General features: G+C 68.3%; 17 protein-coding genes. 14 read left to right on the forward strand and 3 right to left on the reverse strand.

All coding sequences use genetic code 11. From position 1 onward, the window contains the following. The first annotated feature begins 57 nt into the window (after positions 1 to 57). From treY to AC5RWU_RS05965, 10 genes are all read left to right on the forward strand, one after another. Positions 58 to 2430, forward strand: a complete 2373-nt coding sequence (gene treY, locus AC5RWU_RS05920) for a malto-oligosyltrehalose synthase (RefSeq protein WP_494030160.1) — start codon at positions 58 to 60, stop codon at positions 2428 to 2430. Beyond that, a complete protein-coding gene (treZ, locus tag AC5RWU_RS05925) occupies positions 2427 to 4277 on the forward strand; it encodes a malto-oligosyltrehalose trehalohydrolase (protein ID WP_494030161.1) in 1851 nt (616 codons plus the stop codon). The genes treY and treZ overlap by 4 nt, the downstream gene beginning before the upstream one ends. 13 nt (positions 4278 to 4290) lie before the next feature. Further along, complete coding sequence (gene mgrA, locus AC5RWU_RS05930; RefSeq protein WP_494030162.1) at positions 4291 to 5352, forward strand: L-glyceraldehyde 3-phosphate reductase; 1062 nt, start codon at positions 4291 to 4293, stop codon at positions 5350 to 5352. A gap of 104 nt (positions 5353 to 5456) precedes the next feature. Beyond that, a complete protein-coding gene (gene alr / locus AC5RWU_RS05935) occupies positions 5457 to 6614 on the forward strand; it encodes an alanine racemase (RefSeq protein ID WP_494030163.1) in 1158 nt (385 codons plus the stop codon). After that, complete coding sequence (gene tsaE / locus AC5RWU_RS05940; RefSeq protein WP_494030164.1) at positions 6611 to 7243, forward strand: tRNA (adenosine(37)-N6)-threonylcarbamoyltransferase complex ATPase subunit type 1 TsaE; 633 nt, start codon at positions 6611 to 6613, stop codon at positions 7241 to 7243. Before alr ends, tsaE begins: the two co-directional genes overlap by 4 nt. A 14-nt stretch (positions 7244 to 7257) precedes the next feature. Then, positions 7258 to 7935: a tRNA (adenosine(37)-N6)-threonylcarbamoyltransferase complex dimerization subunit type 1 TsaB gene (gene tsaB, locus AC5RWU_RS05945; RefSeq protein ID WP_494030165.1), complete on the forward strand. Its 678-nt coding sequence runs from the start codon at positions 7258 to 7260 to the stop codon at positions 7933 to 7935. Continuing rightward, positions 7935 to 8405, forward strand: coding sequence for a ribosomal protein S18-alanine N-acetyltransferase (gene rimI, locus AC5RWU_RS05950; RefSeq protein WP_494030166.1), 471 nt, complete (start codon positions 7935 to 7937; stop codon positions 8403 to 8405). Before tsaB ends, rimI begins: the two co-directional genes overlap by 1 nt. Continuing rightward, positions 8406 to 9554 carry a tRNA (adenosine(37)-N6)-threonylcarbamoyltransferase complex transferase subunit TsaD gene (gene tsaD, locus AC5RWU_RS05955; RefSeq protein ID WP_494030167.1) on the forward strand — a complete coding sequence of 383 codons (1149 nt, stop codon included), beginning with the start codon at positions 8406 to 8408 and terminating at the stop codon, positions 9552 to 9554. It begins immediately after the preceding gene. Between the two features lie 76 nt (positions 9555 to 9630). Further along, positions 9631 to 11574 (forward strand): penicillin-binding transpeptidase domain-containing protein, encoded by a 1944-nt coding sequence (locus AC5RWU_RS05960; RefSeq protein ID WP_494030168.1) that lies wholly within the window; start codon positions 9631 to 9633, stop codon positions 11572 to 11574. An 84-nt stretch (positions 11575 to 11658) separates the two neighbouring features. Beyond that, positions 11659 to 12240 (forward strand): maleylpyruvate isomerase family mycothiol-dependent enzyme, encoded by a 582-nt coding sequence (locus tag AC5RWU_RS05965; RefSeq protein ID WP_494030169.1) that lies wholly within the window; start codon positions 11659 to 11661, stop codon positions 12238 to 12240. Positions 12241 to 12282: 42 nt separating this feature from the next. On the opposite strand, the gene AC5RWU_RS05970 is transcribed toward AC5RWU_RS05965, so the two are convergent. After that, a complete protein-coding gene (locus AC5RWU_RS05970) occupies positions 12283 to 13431 on the reverse strand; it encodes a glutamate--cysteine ligase (RefSeq protein ID WP_494030170.1) in 1149 nt (382 codons plus the stop codon). Positions 13432 to 13586: 155 nt separating this feature from the next. On the opposite strand from AC5RWU_RS05970, the gene AC5RWU_RS05975 reads away from it, so the two are divergent. The 3 genes from AC5RWU_RS05975 to AC5RWU_RS05985 all read left to right on the forward strand — a co-directional run bounded on the left by AC5RWU_RS05975 (position 13587) and on the right by AC5RWU_RS05985 (position 16954). Further along, positions 13587 to 14003, forward strand: coding sequence for a hypothetical protein (locus AC5RWU_RS05975; protein ID WP_494030171.1), 417 nt, complete (start codon positions 13587 to 13589; stop codon positions 14001 to 14003). Next, positions 13988 to 14986: an HNH endonuclease signature motif containing protein gene (locus AC5RWU_RS05980; protein ID WP_494030172.1), complete on the forward strand. Its 999-nt coding sequence runs from the start codon at positions 13988 to 13990 to the stop codon at positions 14984 to 14986. Before AC5RWU_RS05975 ends, AC5RWU_RS05980 begins: the two co-directional genes overlap by 16 nt. A 246-nt stretch (positions 14987 to 15232) precedes the next feature. Next, positions 15233 to 16954 (forward strand): glycoside hydrolase family 3 N-terminal domain-containing protein, encoded by a 1722-nt coding sequence (locus AC5RWU_RS05985; protein ID WP_494030173.1) that lies wholly within the window; start codon positions 15233 to 15235, stop codon positions 16952 to 16954. Between the two features lie 25 nt (positions 16955 to 16979). On the opposite strand, the gene AC5RWU_RS05990 is transcribed toward AC5RWU_RS05985, so the two are convergent. Continuing rightward, the gene (locus AC5RWU_RS05990; RefSeq protein ID WP_494030174.1) at positions 16980 to 18218 is read right to left on the reverse strand and encodes a class I SAM-dependent methyltransferase; all 1239 of its coding nucleotides are present in this window, start codon (positions 18216 to 18218) and stop codon (positions 16980 to 16982) included. 9 nt (positions 18219 to 18227) lie between these two features. Beyond that, positions 18228 to 20207, reverse strand: coding sequence for an aconitate hydratase (locus AC5RWU_RS05995; protein WP_494030175.1), 1980 nt, complete (start codon positions 20205 to 20207; stop codon positions 18228 to 18230). A gap of 214 nt (positions 20208 to 20421) precedes the next feature. Between AC5RWU_RS05995 and AC5RWU_RS06000 the strand changes: the two genes are divergently transcribed. Continuing rightward, positions 20422 to 21528 carry a baeRF2 domain-containing protein gene (locus AC5RWU_RS06000; protein ID WP_494030176.1) on the forward strand — a complete coding sequence of 369 codons (1107 nt, stop codon included), beginning with the start codon at positions 20422 to 20424 and terminating at the stop codon, positions 21526 to 21528. Positions 21529 to 21560 lie beyond the last annotated feature (32 nt).

Here is a 21560-nt window from a genome sequence, read left to right on the forward strand (position 1 = left end):
CGGCAGGAAGTTCAGCATAGTCCGGCGCCCAACCAGTCGCCGGCGGAGAGGGAATCGATGAGGAAGCCAGCGTCAACCTACAGATTGCAGATCAGAGAGTCGTTGACGCTGGCAGACGCCGCGGGACTCGTGGGATACCTCCGCCGGCTGGGCGCGGACTGGGTCTACCTGTCCCCGATCCTCCAGGCGGAAAAGGGCTCCGACCACGGGTACGACGTGACTGATCCGTCCCGCGTGGATGCTTCGCGCGGCGGGCCGGAGGGGCTCAAGGCGCTGGCGTACGCCGCCCATGAGGCCGGCCTGGGCGTGCTGGTGGACATCGTCCCGAACCATCAGGGAGTTGCCACTCCAGCCGACAACCCGTGGTGGTGGTCGCTGCTGAAGGACGGCCCCGGCTCCCGGTACGCGGAGGCATTCGACGTCGACTGGGCGGCGGCTGGGGGCAGGCTCCGGCTGCCGGTCCTTGGCGATGGCCAGGACGAACTTGAGCAGCTGCGGATCGAGGACGGGGAACTGCGCTACTACGACCACCGCTTCCCGCTGGCGGCAGGAACGTACGACGACGCTGCCTCCCCGCGCCAGGTCCACGACCGCCAGCACTACGAGCTGGTGCACTGGAGGCGCGCGGATGCCGAGCTGAACTACCGGCGTTTCTTCGGCGTCAACACCTTGGCCGGGGTCCGGGTGGAGGTGCCGTGGGTCTTCGATGAATCGCACGCGGAAATCCGCCGCTGGTTCGACGAAGGGTTGGTCGACGGGCTGCGGGTCGACCACCCGGACGGCCTGGCCGATCCCAAGGATTACCTGGACCGCCTGCGCGACCTTACCGGTGGTGCCTACGTGCTGGTGGAGAAGATCCTGGAACCGGGGGAGCGGCTGCCGGGAAGGTGGGCCTGCGCCGGAACCACCGGCTACGACGCGCTCGCGGACCTTGACCGGCTGTTCGTCGACCCCGCCGGGCAGCAGGTCCTGGAGGAACTGGCGGAAGCGCCGGACTACTACGCGATGATCCACGGTACCAAGCGGGCGATCGCCGACGGCATGCTGCACTCGGAGGTCCAGCGCCTGGTCCGGCTGGTGCCGCCATCCGCGGGGCTGGAGACCGCGGCGGCTGCGGATGCGGTGGCTGAACTGCTGGCCTGCTTCCCGGTGTACCGCAGCTACCTGCCGGACGGGGCCGAATACCTGGAGGAAGCGGTCCGGGCGGCAGCGGAGAACCGCCCCGACCTGGCCCCGGCCCTCGACGTGCTGAAGCCGCTGCTGCGGGCAACCGGGACCGAACTGTCCGTCAGGTTCCAGCAGACCTCCGGCATGGTCATGGCCAAGGGCGTGGAAGACACCGCGTTCTACCGCTATGCCCGGCTGACCTCACTGAATGAGGTGGGAGCTGACCCCTCCTTCTTCTCGCTGACCCCCGGGCAGCTGCACGCCAAGCTGGCGGAGCGGCAGCTGCAGCTGCCGCTGTCCATGACCACGCTGACCACCCATGACACCAAACGCAGCGAAGACACCAGGGCGCGCATCCATGTGCTCTCCGAGGCCGCCTCGGAGTGGGCCGGCACTTTCGGCCAGCTGCGTTCACTGGCACCGCTGGACGATGTTCCGTTCTCCGCCCTGATGTGGCAGGCACTGGTAGGGGCCTGGCCACTGGAACGGGAACGGGCCCATGCCTACGCCGAGAAAGCGGCGCGCGAGGCGGCCAGCAGCACCACCTGGACCAATCCGGACGAGGACTTCGAGCGCACCATGCACGCGGCCGTGGACGCCGCCTACGACCACCCGCAGCTGCGGCGCGTCCTGGACGACTTCACGGCACTGATCCAGGCCGCCGGCTGGTCCAACTCACTCTCCGCCAAACTGCTCCAGCTCACCATGCCCGGCGTTCCGGATGTCTACCAGGGCACGGAGTTTTGGGACCATTCGTTGGTAGACCCGGACAACCGCCGGCGCGTGGACTTCGCCGCCCGGGAAGCGGCACTGGAACGGATTGACGGCGGGGAGCAGCCCGAGCCGGGCGCCGACGGACAGGCAAAGCTGCTGGTTACCGCGCGGGCCCTGCGGCTGAGGCGGGACCGGCCCAGGCTCTTCACCAGGTACGAGCCCGTCCAGGCGGAAGGCCCGGCAGCGGAACATCTCTTCGCGTTCGACCGGGGCGGTGCCGTCAGTCTGGCCACCCGGCTGCCCTACGGCCTGGCACAACGCGGGGGCTGGGAGGACACCGCGGTGCTGCTGCCGGCGGGCAGCTATCGCGACGAACTGACCGGGCGGACCTGGGTTGCCGGGAACGACGCCGGCCAGGCAAGGGGCGGCCTGCCGGTGACCGACATTCTGGAGATCTATCCGGTGGCGCTCCTGGTCCGGGAGGGCGCGGACGACCCGGACCAGGCAAGGGAAGCATCGACGACAACGGGGAAGGGGCATACGGCATGACCGGCGAGGCACTGGAACGGTTTGATGTCTGGGCACCGGAGGCGAAGGAAACTATCCTGCTGGCCAACGGCCTCAAGGTGCCGATGCAGCAGGCCGCGGGCGGCTGGTGGAGCTGCCGTAACGCGGCCCTGCCCGAGGGCCTGAGGGAGCAACTCGCCGGTGAGGTGGACTACGGCTACCTGATCGACGGCGACGACCATCCCGTCCCGGACCCGCGGTCCCGGCGTCAGCCCAACGGCGTGCACCAGCTCTCGCGCACCTTCGACCCCGCCGCGCACCCGTGGCAGGACCGGGCCTGGAAAGGGCGGCCGCTGGCCGGCGGCGTCATCTACGAACTCCACATCGGAACCTTCACCGACGCCGGGACCCTGGATGCCGCCGTCGAAAAGCTGCCCTACCTGGCGGAGCTGGGCATCGACTTTGTGGAGTTGCTGCCGGTCAACGGCTTTAACGGTACGCACAACTGGGGCTACGACGGCGTGCTCTGGTACACCGTGCAGGAGGACTACGGCGGCCCGGCCTCCTACCAGCGGTTCGTCGATGCCGCGCACGCGCACGGGATCGGCGTGATCCAGGACGTCGTCTACAACCATCTGGGGCCCAGCGGCAACTACCTCCAGCGGTTCGGGCCCTACCTGACAGCTGGCCGGACCAGCTGGGGCGACGCCGTCAACCTGGACGCTGCCGGCTCGGACACGGTCCGGGACTACATCATCGGCAATGCCCTGATGTGGCTGCGGGACTACCACGTTGACGGGCTGCGGCTGGATGCTGTGCACGCGCTCGCGGACAGCCGTGCCGTGCACCTGCTTGAGGAACTGTCCGCCGAGGTGGACGCGCTGGGCGCACGCCTGGGCAAGCCGCTGTTCCTGGTCGCCGAATCGGACCTGAACAATCCCGGACTCATCACGCCGCGCGAAGCCAACGGCTACGGACTGTCTGCGCAGTGGAGCGACGATTTCCATCATGCGGTGCATGTGAACCTCACCGGTGAAACCGCCGGCTACTACGAGGACTTCGACTCCGTGGGTGCCCTGGCCAAGGTGCTTTCCGGCGGGTTCTTCCACGACGGCACCCTGTCCACCTTCCGCGGCCGGAAGCACGGCCGCCCTATCGACCTGGAGCGTACGCCCACTTGGAGGCTGGTGGTCTGCACCCAGAACCATGACCAGATCGGCAACCGTGCCGCCGGGGACCGGCTGAGCGCCACGCTGGATCAGAGCAAGCTGGCCCTGGCGGCGGTGCTGAACCTGACCAGTCCGTTCACCCCCATGCTGTTCATGGGTGAGGAATACGGCGCCACGACCCCGTGGCAGTTTTTCACCTCCCACCCGGAACCGGAGTTGGGCAAGGCGACCGCCGAGGGGCGGCTGAAGGAATTCGAGCGGATGGGCTGGGATCCGGCGCTGGTGCCGAATCCGCAGGAGATTGGGACGTTCCTGGACTCCAAGCTCGACTGGTCCGAGGCCGAGGGCGACAATCCGCTGCTGCAGCTGTACAAGGATCTGATCGCCCTGCGCCGGAGCACGCCGGAGCTGACGGATCCGCGGTTCAGCACCACCGCGGTCGAATACAGCGAGGACGACGGCTGGCTGGTGCTGTACCGGGGACAGGTGGCTGTGGCCGTGAATTTCGACGACGGTTCCAGCCTGGTCCCGCTGGAAGCCCTCGGCGACCCCGGCGAAGCGGACATCCTGCTGGCCACCGAGAGCGGCATCACCGTCACAGACGGTGCCGTGGTGCTGCCCGGGGCCAGTGCCGCCGTGGTACGCCTGCAACCGGAAGATGGCCCGGCAACGGTGCTCCGGGACGGCGGGCGGCCGAAGGACCGCACCTTTCAGGACTAGGAAGGCCGAGCCGATGACCTATTTTGCTGCCGGCGACCGCTACGGCACCATGCCGTACCGGCGGCTGGGACGCAGCGGACTGCAGCTGCCGGCGGTCTCGCTGGGCCTTTGGCACAATTTCGGTGACGACAAACCGCTTCAGACGCAGCGGGCCATCCTGCGCCGCGCCTTCGACCTGGGTGTCACGCATTTTGATCTGGCCAATAACTACGGGCCGCCGTACGGCAGCGCCGAAACGAACTTCGGGCGCCTGTTGCGTGAGGACTTCGGCCCGTACCGGGACGAACTGGTCATTTCCAGCAAAGCCGGTTGGGACATGTGGCCCGGACCCTACGGCTTCGGCGGCAGCCGCAAGTACCTGCTGGCGAGCCTGGACCAATCGCTGAGGCGGATGGGCCTGGACTACGTCGATATCTTCTACAGCCACCGTCCGGATCCGGACACCCCGCTGGAGGAAACGATGGGCGCCCTCGACGCCGCCGTCCGGTCCGGCCGTGCCCTGTACGCCGGCATCTCTTCCTACTCGGCGGAGAAGACCGCGGAGGCGGCGAAGATCCTGCGCGGGATGGGCACACCGCTGTTGATCCACCAGCCGTCCTACTCCATGCTGAACCGCTGGGTGGAAGACGGCAGCCCCAGCCTGCTGGAAACCCTTGACGCCGAGGGCGTGGGTTCCATCGCATTCTCGCCGCTGGCGCAGGGCCTGCTCACAGACCGGTACCTGGAGGAAATTCCGGCGGATTCGCGGGCAGCGGCCGGCAAATCCCTCGCCCAGTCCCACCTCTCTGAAGCGAACCTGCGCCGGGTCCGCGGGCTGCACGGCATTGCCCAGGCGCGGGACCAGTCGCTGGCGCAAATGGCCATTGCCTGGGTGCTGCGGAAGCAGTCCGTCGGCCGGCCCGTGACCTCCGCACTGATCGGTGCTTCCAGCGTGAAGCAGCTGGAGGACAATCTGGCCGCGGTCCGGAACTTGGACTTCACCCAGGAGGAGCTGGCCGCCATCGATGAGTTCGCCGTCGAATCGGAGATCAATCTGTGGGCGGGGGCAATGAACGACCGCCCGGCGGATGCGTAGCCTCACGGCCCGCAGACCGGCGGCACGGCAAGCGGCACGGCAGGCAGCGGACACGGCCGGCGCCAATTCGGCGGGCCGGTCGCGGCGGGTGGAAGAATAGCTGCGTGAGTTTTTCAGCAGACGGGCCGCAGCCCGAGCGCCAGGCCGTCGTCGACCTTGCCGCTATCCGCCACAATGTCCGGCACATCGCAGAGATCGCAGCACCCGCCAAAGTCATGGCCGTGGTCAAGGCGGACGGTTACGGGCACGGCGCGGAGCCGGTGGCCAAGGCGGCCCTGGAGGCAGGGGCGGCCTGGCTGGGCACTGCCCACATCACCGAGGCGCTCGCCCTGCGGCAGGCCGGTATCGAGGCGCCCATCCTCGCCTGGCTGCATACCGTCGACAGCCGGTTTTCCGCCGCGATCGAGAACAACATCGATCTGGGCATCTCCGGTTGGGAACTGGCCCATGTGGCAGAGGCAGCCCGCGACCTGCAGCGGCCGGCGCGCGTGCACCTGAAAATCGACACGGGGCTGGGCCGCAACGGCTGCCCGCCCGAGCAGTGGGACGCCTTGGTCAGCCAGGCCGTGGCCTACCAGGAGGACGGCCTGCTGCGCGTCGTCGGAATCTTCTCCCACCTGGCCGTGGCGGATGAACCGCGGCGCCCGGAAACGGATGAGCAGATCCGCCGCTTCCGGGAGGCCGTCGCCATAGCCGAAGACGCCGGGATCGACCTGGAAGTCCGGCATCTGGCCAACACCCCGGGCGCGCTGTCCCGCCCGGACACACATTTCGACATGGTGCGTGTGGGGCTGGGCATCTACGGGCTCTCGCCCTTTGCTGGCCAGAGCTCGCAGGAACTGGGACTGCGCCCGGCCATGACTGTAAAGACCACGGTCGCCAACTGCAAGGAAGTGCCGGCCGGACAGGGGGTCTCCTACGGCCTGAACTACCAGACGGAGGAAGCGACCACGCTGGCGCTGATCCCCATGGGTTACGCGGACGGCGTGCCGCGGATCGCCTCGGGCGGCCCCGTGCGGGTCGAGGGCCGCACCTATCCGGTGGTCGGCCGGATCGCGATGGACCAGATGGTCATCGACCTGAAGACGACCGGCGTGGCCGGCACCGACGCGTCGCCGCTGGGCAAGCCTGCCGTCCTGTTCGGCGGCAACGGGGAACCCAGCGTCGACGAATGGGCGACGGCGGCCGGCACCATCAACTACGAAGTCGTGACGCGGATCAGCAGCCGGGTCACCCGGGTGTTCATGGATTCGGACCGATGACCGGCCTGGCCGGGCCGGCACCTGTCTGGACCAAGGAGTTCATCACCACCGGCGCTGCGGACACGCAGGCGCTGGCCGCTGCCTTGGCCAGGCAGCTGCGCGCCGGCGACCTGTTGGTCCTTACCGGGGAGCTCGGAGCCGGGAAGACCACGTTCACGCAGGGCCTGGGGGAGGGCCTGGGCGTACGTCCGGGGATCATCTCCCCGACCTTCGTGCTGGTCCGCATCCACCCCAACCTCCCGGACGGCCCCAATCCCGGCGGCCCGGACCTGGTGCATGTGGACGCGTACCGGCTCGGCTCGGCGGCCGAGATCGACGACATCGATCTGGAGAACACTCTGGACACCTCGGTCACGGTGGTCGAATGGGGCCGTGACCGGGTGGAGCACCTGTCCGAGAGCCGGCTGGAGATCGACCTGCTGCGCGCCACCGGGGCGGAACTGGCCGCCGGTGAACCAGCCACCGGGGACGCGGCCACCGGCTGGCCGGCAACGGCAGGCAGCAAAGGGCTGGAAACCGAGCCGGTGGAACTGGACTTCGAGGAAACCGACGACGACGAGTCCCGCACCATCCGCATCAGCGCTTTCGGCCGGCGGTGGGCCGGCCTGGAATGGCACTGGCCCAACTGACCTAAACTGATTCGGTGCTGATTCTTTCCATCGATACCTCCGCCATCGCCAGCGCGGCGCTGATTACCGCCGATGGGGAGCGGCCGGAGGTCCTGGCGAACTTCGAGACGCCGGACACCCGCAGCCACGCCGAGGTCCTGGCCTCGGGGGTCCGAGGCCTCTTCACCGAGGCCCACGTCGAAGGGCCCACGCTCGATGCGATCGTGGTGGGGGTGGGCCCCGGTCCCTTCACCGGCCTGCGCTCCGGCATCGCCACCGCCCGGAGCCTGAGCTTTGTCTGGAACGTTCCGCTGCACGGGATGATGAGCCTGGACGCGATCGCCGCCGACGCGTCCAGGAACGCGGTGCGGCACGGGGTGGACGAGTTCATCGTTGCCACCGACGCCCGGCGCCGCGAGGTCTACTGGGCCCAGTACCGCTGCATCGAAGGCACCTTCAGGCTCGTCGGCGGCCCGCACGTCGATACAGCGTCCGCGCTGCCCCAGCTGCCCGTTTATGGCAAGGGCGCCGGGCTCTACCCGGACCAGGTGCGCGTGGTCGCGGATTTTGCCGACCGCCAGCCGACGGCCCGTTCGCTGGGCCTGACCGCCGCCGTACGGCTGGCCCGCGGCGTGCCGCTGCTCGGCTCCACCCCGCTGTACCTGCGCGAATCCGACGCGCAGGTACCGGGTCCGCGGAAGCGGGTGCTGTGATGACGGAACCAGCGCCCGCGGTGCAGCTGCGCACCATGGTCGCGGACGACGTCGTACGCGTCAGCGAACTGGAGGACGCCTTGTTTCCGGTTGATGCCTGGCCGCTGCAGGCGTTCCATGATGAGCTGAGCCAGCCGGAGACCCGGCGGTACATCGTCGCGGAGGCGGATGGGCGGATCGTCGGCTACGCCGGACTCATGTGCGTGCAGCCGATCGCAGACGTGCAGACTATCGCCGTCGCGCCCGAGTACGAAGGCCGGGGGATCGGCACGGCAATGCTGACGGAGCTGATCGCCGAGGCCCGACGGCGCCGCGCGCAGGACGTGCTGCTGGAAGTGCGCGCGGACAACCCGCGGGCGCAGGCACTGTACCGGCGGTTCGGCTTCGAACAGATCCACGTCCGGCCGCGTTACTACCGGGACGGCGTGGACGCGCTGATCATGAGACTTGAACTTCAGAAGGAGGCGTAGGTGGCTGAGCAGACCCGGGCGGGTGAGAGCCAGGGACCGCTGGTGCTGGGCATCGAATCTTCCTGCGACGAGACCGGCGTCGGCATCGTGCGCGGCACGCAGCTGCTGGCCAACACCGTGTCCTCGTCCATGGACGAGCATGTGCGCTTCGGCGGCGTGATACCGGAGATCGCCTCGCGCGCGCATCTGGACGCGTTCGTGCCGACGCTGCGGCAGGCCCTCGACGAGGCCGGCGTGACGCTGGACGAGGTGGATGCGCTCGCCGTGACCTCCGGCCCCGGCCTGGCCGGAGCGCTGATGGTCGGCGTGTGCGCGGCCAAGGCGCTGGCCGTGGCCACAGGCAAGCCGCTGTACGCGATCAACCATCTGGTGGCGCATGTGGGCGTGGGTCTGCTGGACGGCGACCTGTTCGCGGCAGCGTCCGGGGACAAGCACGACGGCGGCACGGCCGCAGGCGCCGCACGCCGGCTGCCGGACAACCTGGGGGCGCTGCTGGTTTCCGGCGGACACACCGAGATCCTGCGTGTGCGCTCCATCTCCTTCGACGTCGAACTCCTGGGCGCCACGATCGATGACGCCGCCGGCGAGGCCTATGACAAGGTGGCCCGCATCCTCGGCCTCGGCTATCCGGGCGGGCCTGCCATCGACAAGCTGGCCAAGGAAGGGAACCCGGCAGCGGTCAGGTTCCCGCGCGGGCTGACCATGCCCAAGTACATGGGGACGGCCGAGGAGCCTGGACGGCACCGCTACGACTGGTCCTTCAGCGGTGTGAAGACCGCCGTCGCCCGCGCCGTGGAGCAGTACGAGGCCCGCGGCGAGGAAATACCGGTAGCGGATCTGGCAGCGTCGTTCCAGGAAGCGGTGGTGGATGTGATTACGTCCAAGGCTGTGCTGGCCTGCCGCGAGCACGGAATGACCTCACTGCTGCTCGGCGGCGGAGTGGCGGCAAACTCCCGGCTGCGGGCCCTGCTGCAGGAGCGCTGCGACGCGGCAGGCATCGCCCTGCGGGTTCCGAAGCCGTCGCTGTGCACCGACAACGGCGCGATGGTCGCCGCACTCGCCGCCCAGGTCATTGCGGACGGCGGCAGGCCCAGCGGCATCGACTTCGCGCCGGATTCCTCGATGCCCGTAACGAGCGTCCACTTGTAGAAGGCCTGGATTGTCCCCGGTGGCCGCTAGGGTGAATCCGTAACGGTCGGCAGCAAAGGATTGGGACGGGATCGCAGTGGGGAACAGACAACGACTGGCCATCGGCTCTATCGCCGCGGTGCTCGCGTCCACCCTGGTGGCGTGCGACAGCCGCCCGGCCCCGGACGCGGCCGCCGCCGCCCTGGCAGCTTCACTGTCCTCACTCGATGTCTCCGGCATCGCATTCAACGGTGCTGAGGGCGCCGCGGCGAACCAGGAACTGGCTGCCATCGTCGGCGCCCTGGCGCCACTGCAGCCCGCGGTGACAGTTGCCGGCGTCGAACCCGGTGACAATGACACCGCTGCCGCGAGGTTCGAATACACCTGGGACGTTGATGACAGCGGGACGGACTGGACCTACACCACCGAGGTGCCACTGACCTGGGCCGAGGGGCAGTGGCGGCCCACCTGGTCACCTTCCGCCGTCGTTCCCGGCATGAACGACGGCGAACGGCTGGCTCTGGATGCCGCGCCCGCCGACCGCGGGGACATCCTGGGCGCTGAAGGTGCCGTGCTGGTTACTGAACGACCTGTGGTCAGGATCGGAATCGACAAGTCCCAGCTGGATCCCGCGGACGCCGGACAGTTGCAGGACTCCGCCCGGGCCCTGGCCGGGCTGGTGGAGATCGACCCCGGGCAGTTCGCGGCTGCGGCGGAGGCGGCCGGGGAGGCCGCGTTCGTGGAAGCCCTCGTGCTCCGCGACGACGCCTCGCGTACGGTGACGGATGAACAGCTGGCCGCAATTCCGGGCGCCCGCGGTATTGGCGACGAAATAGCGCTGGCCCCCACCAGGACGTTCGCCCGCCCGCTGCTGGGCACGGTGGGGCAGGCAACCGCGGAGCTGGTGGAGGAATCCGACGGGCGGCTGAGGGCCGGCGATGCTACGGGGCTGTCCGGCATCCAGCAGCAGTACGACGAGCAGCTAAGCGGAACCGCAGGCATGACCATCAGCGCAATTCCGGCAGCCGGGACCGGCGGGGCCGGCGCGCAGCCGCGGGTGCTCTTCGAAAAGGCGCCGGAAGACGGCCAGGCGCTGCAGACCACCCTGGATCCGGACCTGCAGGCCTTGGCCGAGGAAGTGCTGGCCGGGGAGGCATCGCCGAGCGCCATCGTCGCGGTCCGGCCGTCCACCGGCGATGTCGTGGCGGCGGCCAGTGGGCCGGGCAGCGAAGGATACTCCACGGCGACGCTGGGCCAGTATGCGCCCGGTTCCACCTTCAAGCTCGCCACCTCGCTGGCCATGGTCCGCAACGGCGCCGCGCCGGGGACGTCCGTTCCCTGCACGGACACCATTACGATGGATGGACGCTCCTTCCGCAACGCGCCGACGTACCCGGCCGAGGCGGTTGGCGACGTCAGCCTCCAGCTGGCGCTGGCGCATTCCTGCAATACCGCGTTCATCTCCGCCAGCAGTTCAGTGCCACAGACCAGCCTGGCGGAGGCAGCCGCGGCCCTGGGCATCGGGGTGGAAGCGGATCCAGGCGTCCCGGCCTTCTTCGGCTCCGTTCCTGCCGAAGCCGAAGGGACAGAGCATGCGGCCTCGATGATCGGGCAGGGACAGGTGCTGGCTTCTCCGCTGGCGCTGGCCACGGCGGCAGCATCCATCAGCAAGGGATCCCTGGTGTCACCAAAGATCGTGGTGGGTCCGGCTACGGCGGAGGAATCGGCAGGGGAGGGCTCGGCTGCGGAGGGCAGCCCGGCCGTCCCACTGACAGCGGATGAAGCCGCGATGCTCCGGCAGATGATGCGGGCCGTGGTCACCGAAGGCGGAGCAGGCATCCTCGCCGACCTGCCCGGTGAGCCGGCAATTGCCAAGACCGGAACCGCGGAGTTCGGCACCGGGAATCCGCCGGAAACCCATGCGTGGTTTGTTGCGGCGCGGGGAGACCTTGCAGTGGCAGTCTTCGTCGAGCAAGGGGACTACGGTTCCACCACCGGCGGCCCCCTTATGAAGGCCTTCCTGGAAGGTGCGGCGCTCTAGGTTTAGGCGCCGCCCGCCCCGCTTTTGTGGGGGCCTGTTGAGGCAGCTGGTGACAAGCCGGGCAGGCACGGGTAAGTTCCTGCCATGAGTACCTCCACGGAAGAGCTGGCCGCAATCGCCGAACGCTACAAGGAGCTCAGCGCCCGACTGGCCGAATGCATTGCCGCGGTCCCGCCGGGAGCGTGGACCAACCGGTCGCCGTGTGCGGAATGGGACGCAGCCGGAGTGCTGCAGCATGTCATCGACAGTGAAGCGGACATGGTGCGCCGGGTCGGCCTTGAGCTGCCTCCGATTCCCCCTGCCGCCGAGGATCCGGCCGGCGCGTGGGCGGCTGCATCGGGCGCCGTCGGACATATCCTTTCCGATCCGGCACTCGCAGGCACGGAGTATGAGGGGGTCTTCGGCCGGTCAACCCTGGCCCGGTCCTTTGATACCTTCTTCCGTTTCGATCTGATTGTCCACCGCTGGGACATCGCTACGGCAGCCGGTATCTGCGCGGACCTGAGCGATGACGAACTTACCACGGTGGACACCTTCGCCGGACAGATGGGGGACAACCTGTACGGCCAGGGCGCTTGCACCGGCCCCCTGGAAGTCCCGGAATCCGCGTCCCGGCGGGAAAAGATCCTGGCTAGGATCGGACGCCAGGACCCGGCCGGCTCCTAGGCTGCGCCGGCACGCAGCGGCTGCCTACCCCGATCTTGCGGCTTATCCCATGCTGCCGCGCAGCTGGCGGACAACATCCTGCACCACGGCGCGCAGGTCACCGCCGTTCTCCCTGGCAACGCGGCGCTGCCGGTGGTAGCCGGCTCCGCGCTGGATGATCCTTTCCACATCCGCCAGTTCATCGGCACAGCCCAGGCGCTTGGCCGTCGGCTCCAGACGGTTCAGCACATCGACGATGTGCTCTGTCACCAGGCGTTCTGTGCCGGCGGCGTCGAGGATGACGATGGCGTCCAGCCCGTAGCGGGCGGCCCTCCACTTGTTTTCCTGCACATGCCAGGGCGGCAATGTCGGAATGCTGCCGCCGTCGTCAAGGGTCCGCGAGAAATCATCCACCAGGCACTGAGTCAGCGCCGCGATGGCGCCGACGTCCTCCAAGGTCGATAAGCCGTCGCAGACACGCATTTCGATGGTTCCCAGCAGCGGGACCGGCCGGATGTCCCAGCGAATCTCGCTGATCGTGTCAATGACTCCAGTAGTGAACATATCCTGCACATAGGACTCGTACTCTGCCCAGGTGGCGAACTGGAACGGCAGTCCCGCCGTCGGCAGCTGCTGGAACATCAGCGCCCGCTGCGAGGCGTAGCCGGTGTCCTCGCCCGCCCAGAACGGTGACGAGGCGGACAGTGCCTGGAAATGCGGGAAGAAGTTAACCAGCCCGTCGAGCACCGGCATTGCCTTCTCCCGCCGGTCCAGGCCGACATGGACATGCACACCGTAGATGACCATCTGCCGGCCCCACCATTGGGTCCGGTCGATCAGCTTCGCATAGCGCTCCTTGTCCGTGACGGGTTGGGAGTGCGGCTGGCTGAAGGGGTGCGAGCCGGCGCAGAACAATTCAATGCCCATGGGATCGGTGACGGCGCGCACGGATGCCATGCCGTCGGTTAGCTCCGCCTTCGCCTGTTCCACTGTGGTGCAGACACCGGTGACCAGCTCAACGGTGTTCAGCAGAAGTTCCTGCTTTACATGCGGGTGCTCTTCGTCATCCTTGAGTTCGGGATGATTCGCGGCGCATTCACGCAGCACATCTGTTGCTTTGGATACCAGATCCCCGGTTTCGCGGTCCACCAAGGCCAGCTCCCATTCCACGCCGAGGGTGGACTGCCGGGACTTGGCAAAGTCAATCTTCATGCGGGCTCCTGACGAGTGGGACTGTTGTTCAGTTTAGTGGAGCAGCTTCGCGCGCCCTCAACGTGCTGGGTCACTGGGTTTTGCTGGAAGAGAAAATCTATCACTATTCCTCCACAGTACTTATATTAGAACTGGGTTTCGAATATAATCGGGGTATGGCGATTACCCCGTTGGAGCTTGAGGATCCGGCCGCCGACCGGGTGGATGCGCTGCGGGCGGAGCTGCTGGAGTTTGCCGGCCGGTTCCGGGACGAGGCGGCCCTGCTGTCCACCCTGGAGCTGACGGATACGGTCGCGGCGGTCGAGGAGCTCTCCAAAGCGGTCGAGTACCTGCAGCTGCTGGGCGCCCGCGCGGCCGAGGAGCGGGACATCGCCGCCGTCGGGGAACACCCCCGGACCACCGGCCCGGCCGCGGGGGCGGACGGGTGGGCCGATCCGGCCGCGGCGCTGGCCGCTGATGCGGGCCCGGCTGGGCATCGGCATCACCGAGGCCCGCCGCCGGCTCCGGCTGACTCATTCGGTGCTGCCCGGCCGCCGAGCCGGCGGACCTGGCGGCCATGGAATGCGCTCTAACCAGCCAGGCGGGCGAATCCGACACCGACATCCTGGCCGCCGTGACCCGCCGCTGGGAAGCGGCCGTCGACCCGGACGGAGCCGAACCCACCGAGGAGTTGCTGCGCACCCGGCAGGGAGTGTTCGACCGCGGCATCCGCCGCGGCCTGCACCGGCTGGAAATCGTTGCCACCGACGCCCAGTACGAAGCCCTTATCACCGTCATGAACACCGTCACCAACCCCCGCACCCGCCCCGCCACCGGCACCACGGACCCCGGCACGGCAGCCGCGGACAGCAGCGGCGACACCGCCGGGGACGGGACAGCCCACATGAGCGATGCTCAACCGCTGCCCGATCCGCGGACCCGGGCCCGGAAACTGCTCGACGGGCTCGGCGCCGCCTGCCGGCTGGCCCTGGCCACCAACACCCTGCCGGCCACCGGCGGACACCGCCCCCAGATCATGGCCACCATCGACTCCAACGAACTGGCCGGCCGGCTCACCGGCGGCACGGCCGGCGGGACCGGGCACGCGGTCTTCACCGGCCCCGTCACCGCCGCCACCATCCGCCGCATCGCCTGCGAGGCGGACATCAACCCGGTCATCCTCGGCAGCCGCGGCGAAATCCTCGACCCCGGCCGCGCCCAGCGCTTCTTCAGTCCCGCCATCCGCCGCGCCCTGATCGCCCGAGACAAAGGCTGCGCCTTCCCCGACTGCACCATGCCCGCCGTCTGGACCGAAGCCCACCACATCACACCCTGGTACGCCGGCGGCCACAGCTGCACCGACAACGGCTGCCTGCTCTGCAGCCACCACCACGACCTCATCGAAGCCGGCAACTGGACCATCACCGTCCGCCACAGCATCCCCTGGTTCATCCCCCGCCCTGCCTCGACCCCGACCAAAAACCCCGCCGCAACCAGTACCACCACACCACACACACCCCCGGCGCGCCCCTGTCCGCTGCTGCCAACGGAGAGCCGCAACAGTCCGAGGCCCTGAACCAGTCAGTGACGCCTTTTGACGAGCAGCATGATCCGAAGGGGGAACGGGATGCAGGCACAGCCACTCCATGGCTGCCGGGTCCGGTCCCTGGCGCGTCCGCGGCCAGGGACCGGAGCGGAGATCCAGCCTCAGGGTCTTCCGGAAGTCCGCCTTCCGGAAGTCCATCTTCTGGAAGCCCGCCGAATGGGCCGTAACGGTAACATCGGACGCGTGAAGTCGCACCAAAGAGCAGTGCCTCGGTATGTGAACGCTGCTGTGGCCACCGTGCTGGCTGCAAGCCTGGCCGGTTGCCAGGCCGCGCCGGCCCCGGAACTCCCGTCCGCAGCATCGGTCTCCCTAGCGCCGTCCCACCAGCCGGCGGCGCCGGGATCACCGGCTGCCGCACCGCCGTCGTCCGCCGAACCGGAACACACGACAGAACCGGCGGCACTGACCTGGGGTCCGACGCGGGAACAGTACGAGGAAGCAGCTGCTGCTGTCGCCCGCATGTCCACTGAACAAAAGGCCGGACAGGTCCTGGTGCCCTTTTACCGCGGGAAGGATCCGGCTCCGGTCGAAGCGGCCATCCGCGAACTGCACTTGGCGGGCACAATCGTCATGGGCGACAACGTTCCGCTGGCCACCGACGGGAGAGTGGACGCGGCGGCAATGGCTGCCGTCAACGAGCGCTTCAGCAGCGCGGTCGCAGCCACCGGCCGCGACTGGCCAGCCGTGGTGGCTGTGGACCAGGAAGGCGGTTTAGTGGCCCGGCTGAAGGCTCCGCTGACCGAGTGGCCGGCACCGATGACCCTGGGGGCCTCCGCGGACCAGGAATTGGCCCGGACGAGCATGAAGGCCATGAACACCGAACTGTCGGCAATGGGCTTCACAATGAACCATGCCCCCACTGCCGATGCCACCTTGGGTGCGGCGGATCCGACCATTGGGGCCCGGTCCTACGCCGGTGATCCTGATCTGGCTGCGCGGCTGACGACGGCGGCCACCGAGGGGGCGCTGGAAAGTGGCGTGCTGCCGGCGGTCAAGCATTTTCCCGGCCATGGATCGGTGACAACGGATTCGCATGTCGACGTCCCGGTCCAGCCCGCTCCGCTGGGCGAGTTGCAGGCGCGGGACTGGCTTCCCTTCCGTGAAGCGGTCAGGCAGGGTGCGCCTGTGGTCATGATGGGACACATCGCTGTGGACGCGCTGGAGCCTGGCGTCCCGGCTTCTCTGTCCGCTGCCAGCTACCGGGCGCTTCGTGGCCTGGGATTCGAGGGAGTGGCCGTCACGGACGCCCTGAACATGGGGGCCATCGAGCAGCATTATCCAGGTGGCCAGGCGGCACCGCGTGCGCTGGCGGCCGGTGCCGACCTGCTGCTGATGCCATCCGACATCCACGCCGCCCATGCCGCCGTCGTCAGGGCCGTGAACTCGGGGGCTGTGACCGCGGCGCGCCTCGACGAAGCCGCCACCCGTGTGGTCGCGCTGATGAAATGGCAGCAGACGCTGGCGGCTCCCGCTGCGCTGTCGGCTGTGGGCTCGCATTCCACCGTCTCCAAAGCCGCGACGGCCGCCGGTATGACCGTGGTTGAAGGTCAATGCACGGGCGACCTGCTTCGCGGTGCCGTCTCCGTCGTGGGCGGAAGCCCGGAGGACCGGCGCCGGTTCACCGCCGCCGCCCAGGCGCGGGGCCTGGCCGTGGGCACAGGGACTGTTGTTGCGCTGCTCGAGCCAGGGGCACGGACGCAGGCTGCAGGGCCGGATCAAGGAACGGCGGCGCCGGGCCGGGTGGCAGGCGGGGACATTGCCGTGACACTTGATGCCCCGTGGCAATTGGCTGCTTCCACTGCGCCGACCAAGATCGCGCTCTTCGGCAGGACGCCGGAGGCGTTCGACGCGCTCCTTGACGTGCTGACCGGGAAGGCAGCGGCGCCCGGAAACCTGCCCGCCGCCGTCGGTCCTTATCCCGCCGGGACGGGCTGCTGACGGACTGCTGACGGTCTGCCGGAGGTCACCCGACCGGTTCGACCTCGACGGCCACCCGGTGCTCGCCGATGCGGGTAAGGACCAGCGTGGCCTTGTTCCTGGCGTTCTTGGCCTTGCCGGCCAGGAGCTGCTTACGGAGTTCGTCCGGCGGAACCGCCATGCCCCGCTTCTTGATGTCCAGGACGCCGATGCTGTTTTCGCGCACCCAGGTCTTCAGTGCCTTGACGTGGTATGGCTTCACGTCCAGCACCTTGAACGCCCGGGCGAGGGGTGTTTCCGTTAGCTCCGGGGCGCAGAAGTAGGCAATGTGCGGATCCAGCAGGTGCCCGCCCAGCTGGCGTGCGACGTCGGCCACCAGTCCGGCGCGGATTACGGCGCCGTCCGGTTCGTACAGGTAACCGGAAACGGGTCCCACCTCGATGTCCTGCCCGGCAGGGTCGTAGCCAACCGGACTAGTCAGCTCCGCCGCGCCGTGCGCTCCGATGACCAGTGCGGCGCGCCGCACCCCTTCGCGGGCGAGTGCGTTGAACCAAAGGGCGGCCTCTGTCACCTCCCCGTCCACTGAGACCCACTGCGCTTCGCAGCCAGCCGGCAGGGACTCGTGCGGAATACCGGGTCCCATCTTCACGCCGACCGCCAGACCGCCTGAGGCGAGGTGCTCCACGAAGGACAGGGGAGGGGAAAACGCCTCGGGGTCGAACAACCGCCGGGTACCGGAGCTGGTGGTGGTCCGGCGTGCGGGATCCAGCCACACGCCGTCGTATCCAGTGAGATCGAAGCCGGTGGCGTCCGCGTTGACGACGGTCGCGTTGGGCCACGGCATCAGATTGATGGTGGCCACCGCAGCAGTTGCCTCATCGATGTCGACGGCGGTGACTGTCCGGTCCATGCTGGCCAGGGCCATGGCGTCGGCGCCGATCCCGCAGCCCAGATCGGCGATGCGTTCGACGCCGGCGGCGACGTACCGCTGCGCATGGCGGGCGGCGACATTCAGCCGCGTGGCCTGTTCCAGACCGGCCGGGGTGAACAGCATCCGGCGGGCGAACTCGCCGAATTTGGCCTCGGCCTTGGTGCGCAGCTTGGCCTGGGTCAGTGCGGCGGCGACCACTTCCGGGCTGTGGCCGGCCTTGCGCAGTTCGGTGTTGAGCTTGAAGCTGTCCGCTTCGCTGTACGGTCCCAGGGAGTTCAGCAGCTCCCAGCCTTCCGGCGTCAGGATCGGAGCAATGGCGTCCACGGCCGGGGCCGCTGGTTCTTCGGAAAGCATGTCTATAGGCTACCGGTCGTGCGGTTCCGCTACGGCGGGGCTTCCGGCCTGGCCGGCGCCCTGCGCCTGCAGCCTGGCCGGGATCCGGCCGCCGGCCTGGACCATGGCGATCTGCCGTGGTGACAGCCGGTGGCGCAGGCGGATGCTGCGCCCGCCCAGCTGTGCCGTGACTTCGCTGGATTGATCCAGTCCAGTGCGGACGTGGTCGAAGGAGAGCTCATCGTCCTGGCTGATTAGCTCATAGTCGTCCTTGTCTACGAATTCGAGGGCCAGCACGCCGAAATTGGCCAGGTTCTGCCAGTGGATCCGCGCGAAGGACTTGGCCACGACGATCCGCAGCCCCAGATAGCGAGGGGCGATGACGGCGTGTTCGCGGGAGGAACCCTGTCCGTAGTTTTCGCCGGCCACCAGCAGATGTCCGGTTTCCGCAGCCTTCGCCCGCGCGGGATAGGTCCCGTCGATCCGTTCGAAAGCGAACTCCGCGATCTTGGGGATGTTGCTTCGGAACGGCAGGACACGGGCGCCGGCGGGCAGGATTTCGTCGGTGGAGACGTTGTCCGCCATCTTCAGCAGGACAGGCAGGGTCGGCGAATCGGGGAGCGGATCGAAATCCGGCAGCGAAGCGATGTTCGGCCCCTTCACCAGTTGGACCGTGCGGGCCTCGTCAGCGGGCAGCGGCGGCAGCAGCATGGCAGTGTTGATGCTGAAGTGCTCCGGCAGCTTCGGACGCGGAGGGGCTATATCCAGTTCGCGCGGGTCCGTGATCACGCCGGTCAGCGCGGCGGCGGCCGCGGTCTCGGGCGAGCACAGCCACACGGCGTCCTCCTTGGTCCCGGAACGGCCGGGGAAGTTGCGCGGCACCGTGCGCAGGCTGTTCCGTCCTGCCGCAGGAGCCTGGCCCATCCCGATGCAGCCCATGCAGCCGGTCTGGTGGATGCGGGCGCCCGAGGCGATGAGCTTGAACAGCCAGCCGCCCCGGGTCAGGTCCTCGAGGATTTCCCGGGACGTTGGATTGATGTCAACCGAAACCCGGTCGCTGCATTGGCGGCCGTCCAGGATCTCCGCGACCACGGCGAAGTCGCGCAGGCCCGGGTTGGCCGATGAGCCGACGACCACCTGGAACACCTCCTCGCCTGCGGCCTCGCGGACCGTCACCACGTTGCCTGGGGATGACGGCCGGGCGATCAGCGGCTCCAGTCCGGACAGGTCGATCGTCTCCGCGACGTCGTATCCGGCGTCGGGATCGGCCAGCAGTTCCCGGTAATCTTCCGGCCGCCCCACCGATTCCAGGTAGGTCCGCACCGCTGCATCGCTGGGGAAAACGCTGGTCGTCGCACCCAGCTCCGCGCCCATATTGGCGATGACATGGCGGTCCATGGCGGTCAGGTGCGCCAGGCCCGGGCCGTGGTACTCGATGATGCGGCCCACGCCGCCCTTGACATCGTGGCGCCGCAGCAGCTCCAGGATCACGTCCTTCGCCGAGACCCAGTCCGGCAGCTGCCCGGTCAGTTCCACACCCCAGATCTGCGGCATGGCCACATAGAACGGCTCGCCGGCCATGGCCATGGCGACTTCCAGCCCGCCGGCGCCGATGGCGAGCATGCCGATGGCCCCTGCCGCGCAGGTATGGGAGTCGGAGCCGATCATGGTGGCACCGGGCTTGCCGAACCTGGACTGGTGCACCGGATGGGAGACGCCGTTGCCGGCCTTGGAGAACCAAAGCCCGAAACGCCGGGCAGCGGACTGGAGGAACAGATGGTCCTCCGGGTTCTTCTCATCCGTCTGGAGGAGATTGTGGTCCACATACTGCACGGAGGCCTGGGTCCGGACCCGGTCCAGGCCAAGGGCCTCCAGCTCCAGCATGACCATGGTTCCGGTGGCGTCCTGGGTCAGGGTCTGATCCACGCGGATCCCTATTTCCGCACCGGGACTCCTTTCCCCGCTGACCAGGTGGTCCTGGATAAGTTTCTGCGCAACGTTCAGTCCCATGAGGACCTCCGGGGGTATGCCGGTCGCCGCCTGCCGTAGGCTCCGCACGGGCAGCAGCGGGGCAGTGGATGGGCTGTGGTAGAGGCAAATCTGACTCCATGGTAAGCCCGATTCCCCGGCCATTGTCATGCCGTCGTCGTCGTGGCAGAGTGAAGGGATCGAGTCCGGGCGGCGTCCGGTTGCGATCGCCGCCACATCTACTGGAGGTGCGCAGATGCGATTCCCATGGCTGAAGGATGTACTCACCGAAAACCCACCGTTCCTGACCGTCTACGTGGACACGACCAGGAAGGGCGCCTCCTCCGGCCCCGAACTCACCACCCGCTGGGAGCATCTGCGCGAGGCGGCCGCACGGTCAGGGGCTCCGGTGGGCATTCTCCAGCAGATCGAAGACTCCATCCTCACCCCGGCAGGCATCGGCGGCCCGCACGGCCGCGCTTTCCTGGCCACTGCCGATCAACTGCACATCGACCGGGTCCTGCCCGTTCCGCCCCAGGAAGGTATCACCTGGGACCAGCGGCCCAAGCTCCTGCCGCTGATGCGCGTGGCCAAGGATGCCGTCTCGCAGATCCTGGTTGAAGTAAATCGTTCAGGCGCGGATTTCAGCCTTCGCGCCCCCGAAGATCCCAAGCTGACCGGCAGCCGGAATGTGCTGGGGGAGGACGGTTCCGTGGAAGGCGGCCACGACGAACTCCGCAAGGTCCACGTCAAGGGCCAGCGCGGCTGGCGCAACACCAACATCGAGGCTCGCGTGGAGGACTCCTGGGAGCGCAACGCCGAGGCCGTGGCGGAGAAGCTGGACAAGCTGGTCCGGGAATACCGTCCGGACCTGGTGATCCTCACCGGCGATGTCCGGGCGGCGAACCTGCTGAAGGAGGAGGTTGGGCAGGAGACCCGTGCGCGCTTAGTGGAGGTGCCAGGCGGCGGACGCACCGAGGGGATCGACCGGGAGGCCTTTGAACAGCATCTGGCGGAAGCGGTCAACGAATTCATCGCCAAGCGTGAGAAGGCCTCTGTGGACAAGTTCATTGAGCAACAGGCCCGGGACGGACAGGCCGTAGCCGGCATCGCCGAAACCCGTTCCGCCCTGAAGCGCGGCCAGGTGGACGAGTTGCTGATCACCGAGGGCGCCGAGCCGAAGGACGTCGAGGACCTGCTGTTCCTGGCGCTGACCACCGATGCCGCGGTCCAGACGGTCCCGTCGGAAGCGGTATCGCTGCAGGAAGGAGTGGGCGCCATCCTGCGCTGGCGGGACGATGCGACGGCGTCGAGCGCGGTGCCTACCATGAGCGGCGACCGGCGGCGGGAGACCCGGCACTAAGCCGCGCCGGCAGCGGAACTGAAGGGCCGCCG

The organism is Arthrobacter sp. B0427-1-12 (assembly GCF_059092905.1).

Excerpts from the sequence above, each read along its gene's own strand:
- treY (WP_494030160.1), top strand. The coding sequence starts at position 58 with ATGAGGAAGCCAGCGTCAACCTACAGATTGCAGATCAGAGAGTCGTTG.
- treZ (WP_494030161.1), top strand. The coding sequence starts at position 2,427 with ATGACCGGCGAGGCACTGGAACGGTTTGATGTCTGGGCACCGGAGGCG.
- mgrA (WP_494030162.1), top strand. The coding sequence starts at position 4,291 with ATGACCTATTTTGCTGCCGGCGACCGCTACGGCACCATGCCGTACCGG.
- tsaE (WP_494030164.1), top strand. The coding sequence starts at position 6,611 with ATGACCGGCCTGGCCGGGCCGGCACCTGTCTGGACCAAGGAGTTCATC.
- rimI (WP_494030166.1), top strand. The coding sequence starts at position 7,935 with ATGACGGAACCAGCGCCCGCGGTGCAGCTGCGCACCATGGTCGCGGAC.
- AC5RWU_RS05965 (WP_494030169.1), top strand. The coding sequence starts at position 11,659 with ATGAGTACCTCCACGGAAGAGCTGGCCGCAATCGCCGAACGCTACAAG.
- AC5RWU_RS05970 (WP_494030170.1), bottom strand. The coding sequence starts at position 13,431 with ATGAAGATTGACTTTGCCAAGTCCCGGCAGTCCACCCTCGGCGTGGAA.
- AC5RWU_RS05975 (WP_494030171.1), top strand. The coding sequence starts at position 13,587 with ATGGCGATTACCCCGTTGGAGCTTGAGGATCCGGCCGCCGACCGGGTG.
- AC5RWU_RS05980 (WP_494030172.1), top strand. The coding sequence starts at position 13,988 with ATGGAATGCGCTCTAACCAGCCAGGCGGGCGAATCCGACACCGACATC.
- AC5RWU_RS05990 (WP_494030174.1), bottom strand. The coding sequence starts at position 18,218 with ATGCTTTCCGAAGAACCAGCGGCCCCGGCCGTGGACGCCATTGCTCCG.
- AC5RWU_RS05995 (WP_494030175.1), bottom strand. The coding sequence starts at position 20,207 with ATGGGACTGAACGTTGCGCAGAAACTTATCCAGGACCACCTGGTCAGC.
- AC5RWU_RS06000 (WP_494030176.1), top strand. The coding sequence starts at position 20,422 with ATGCGATTCCCATGGCTGAAGGATGTACTCACCGAAAACCCACCGTTC.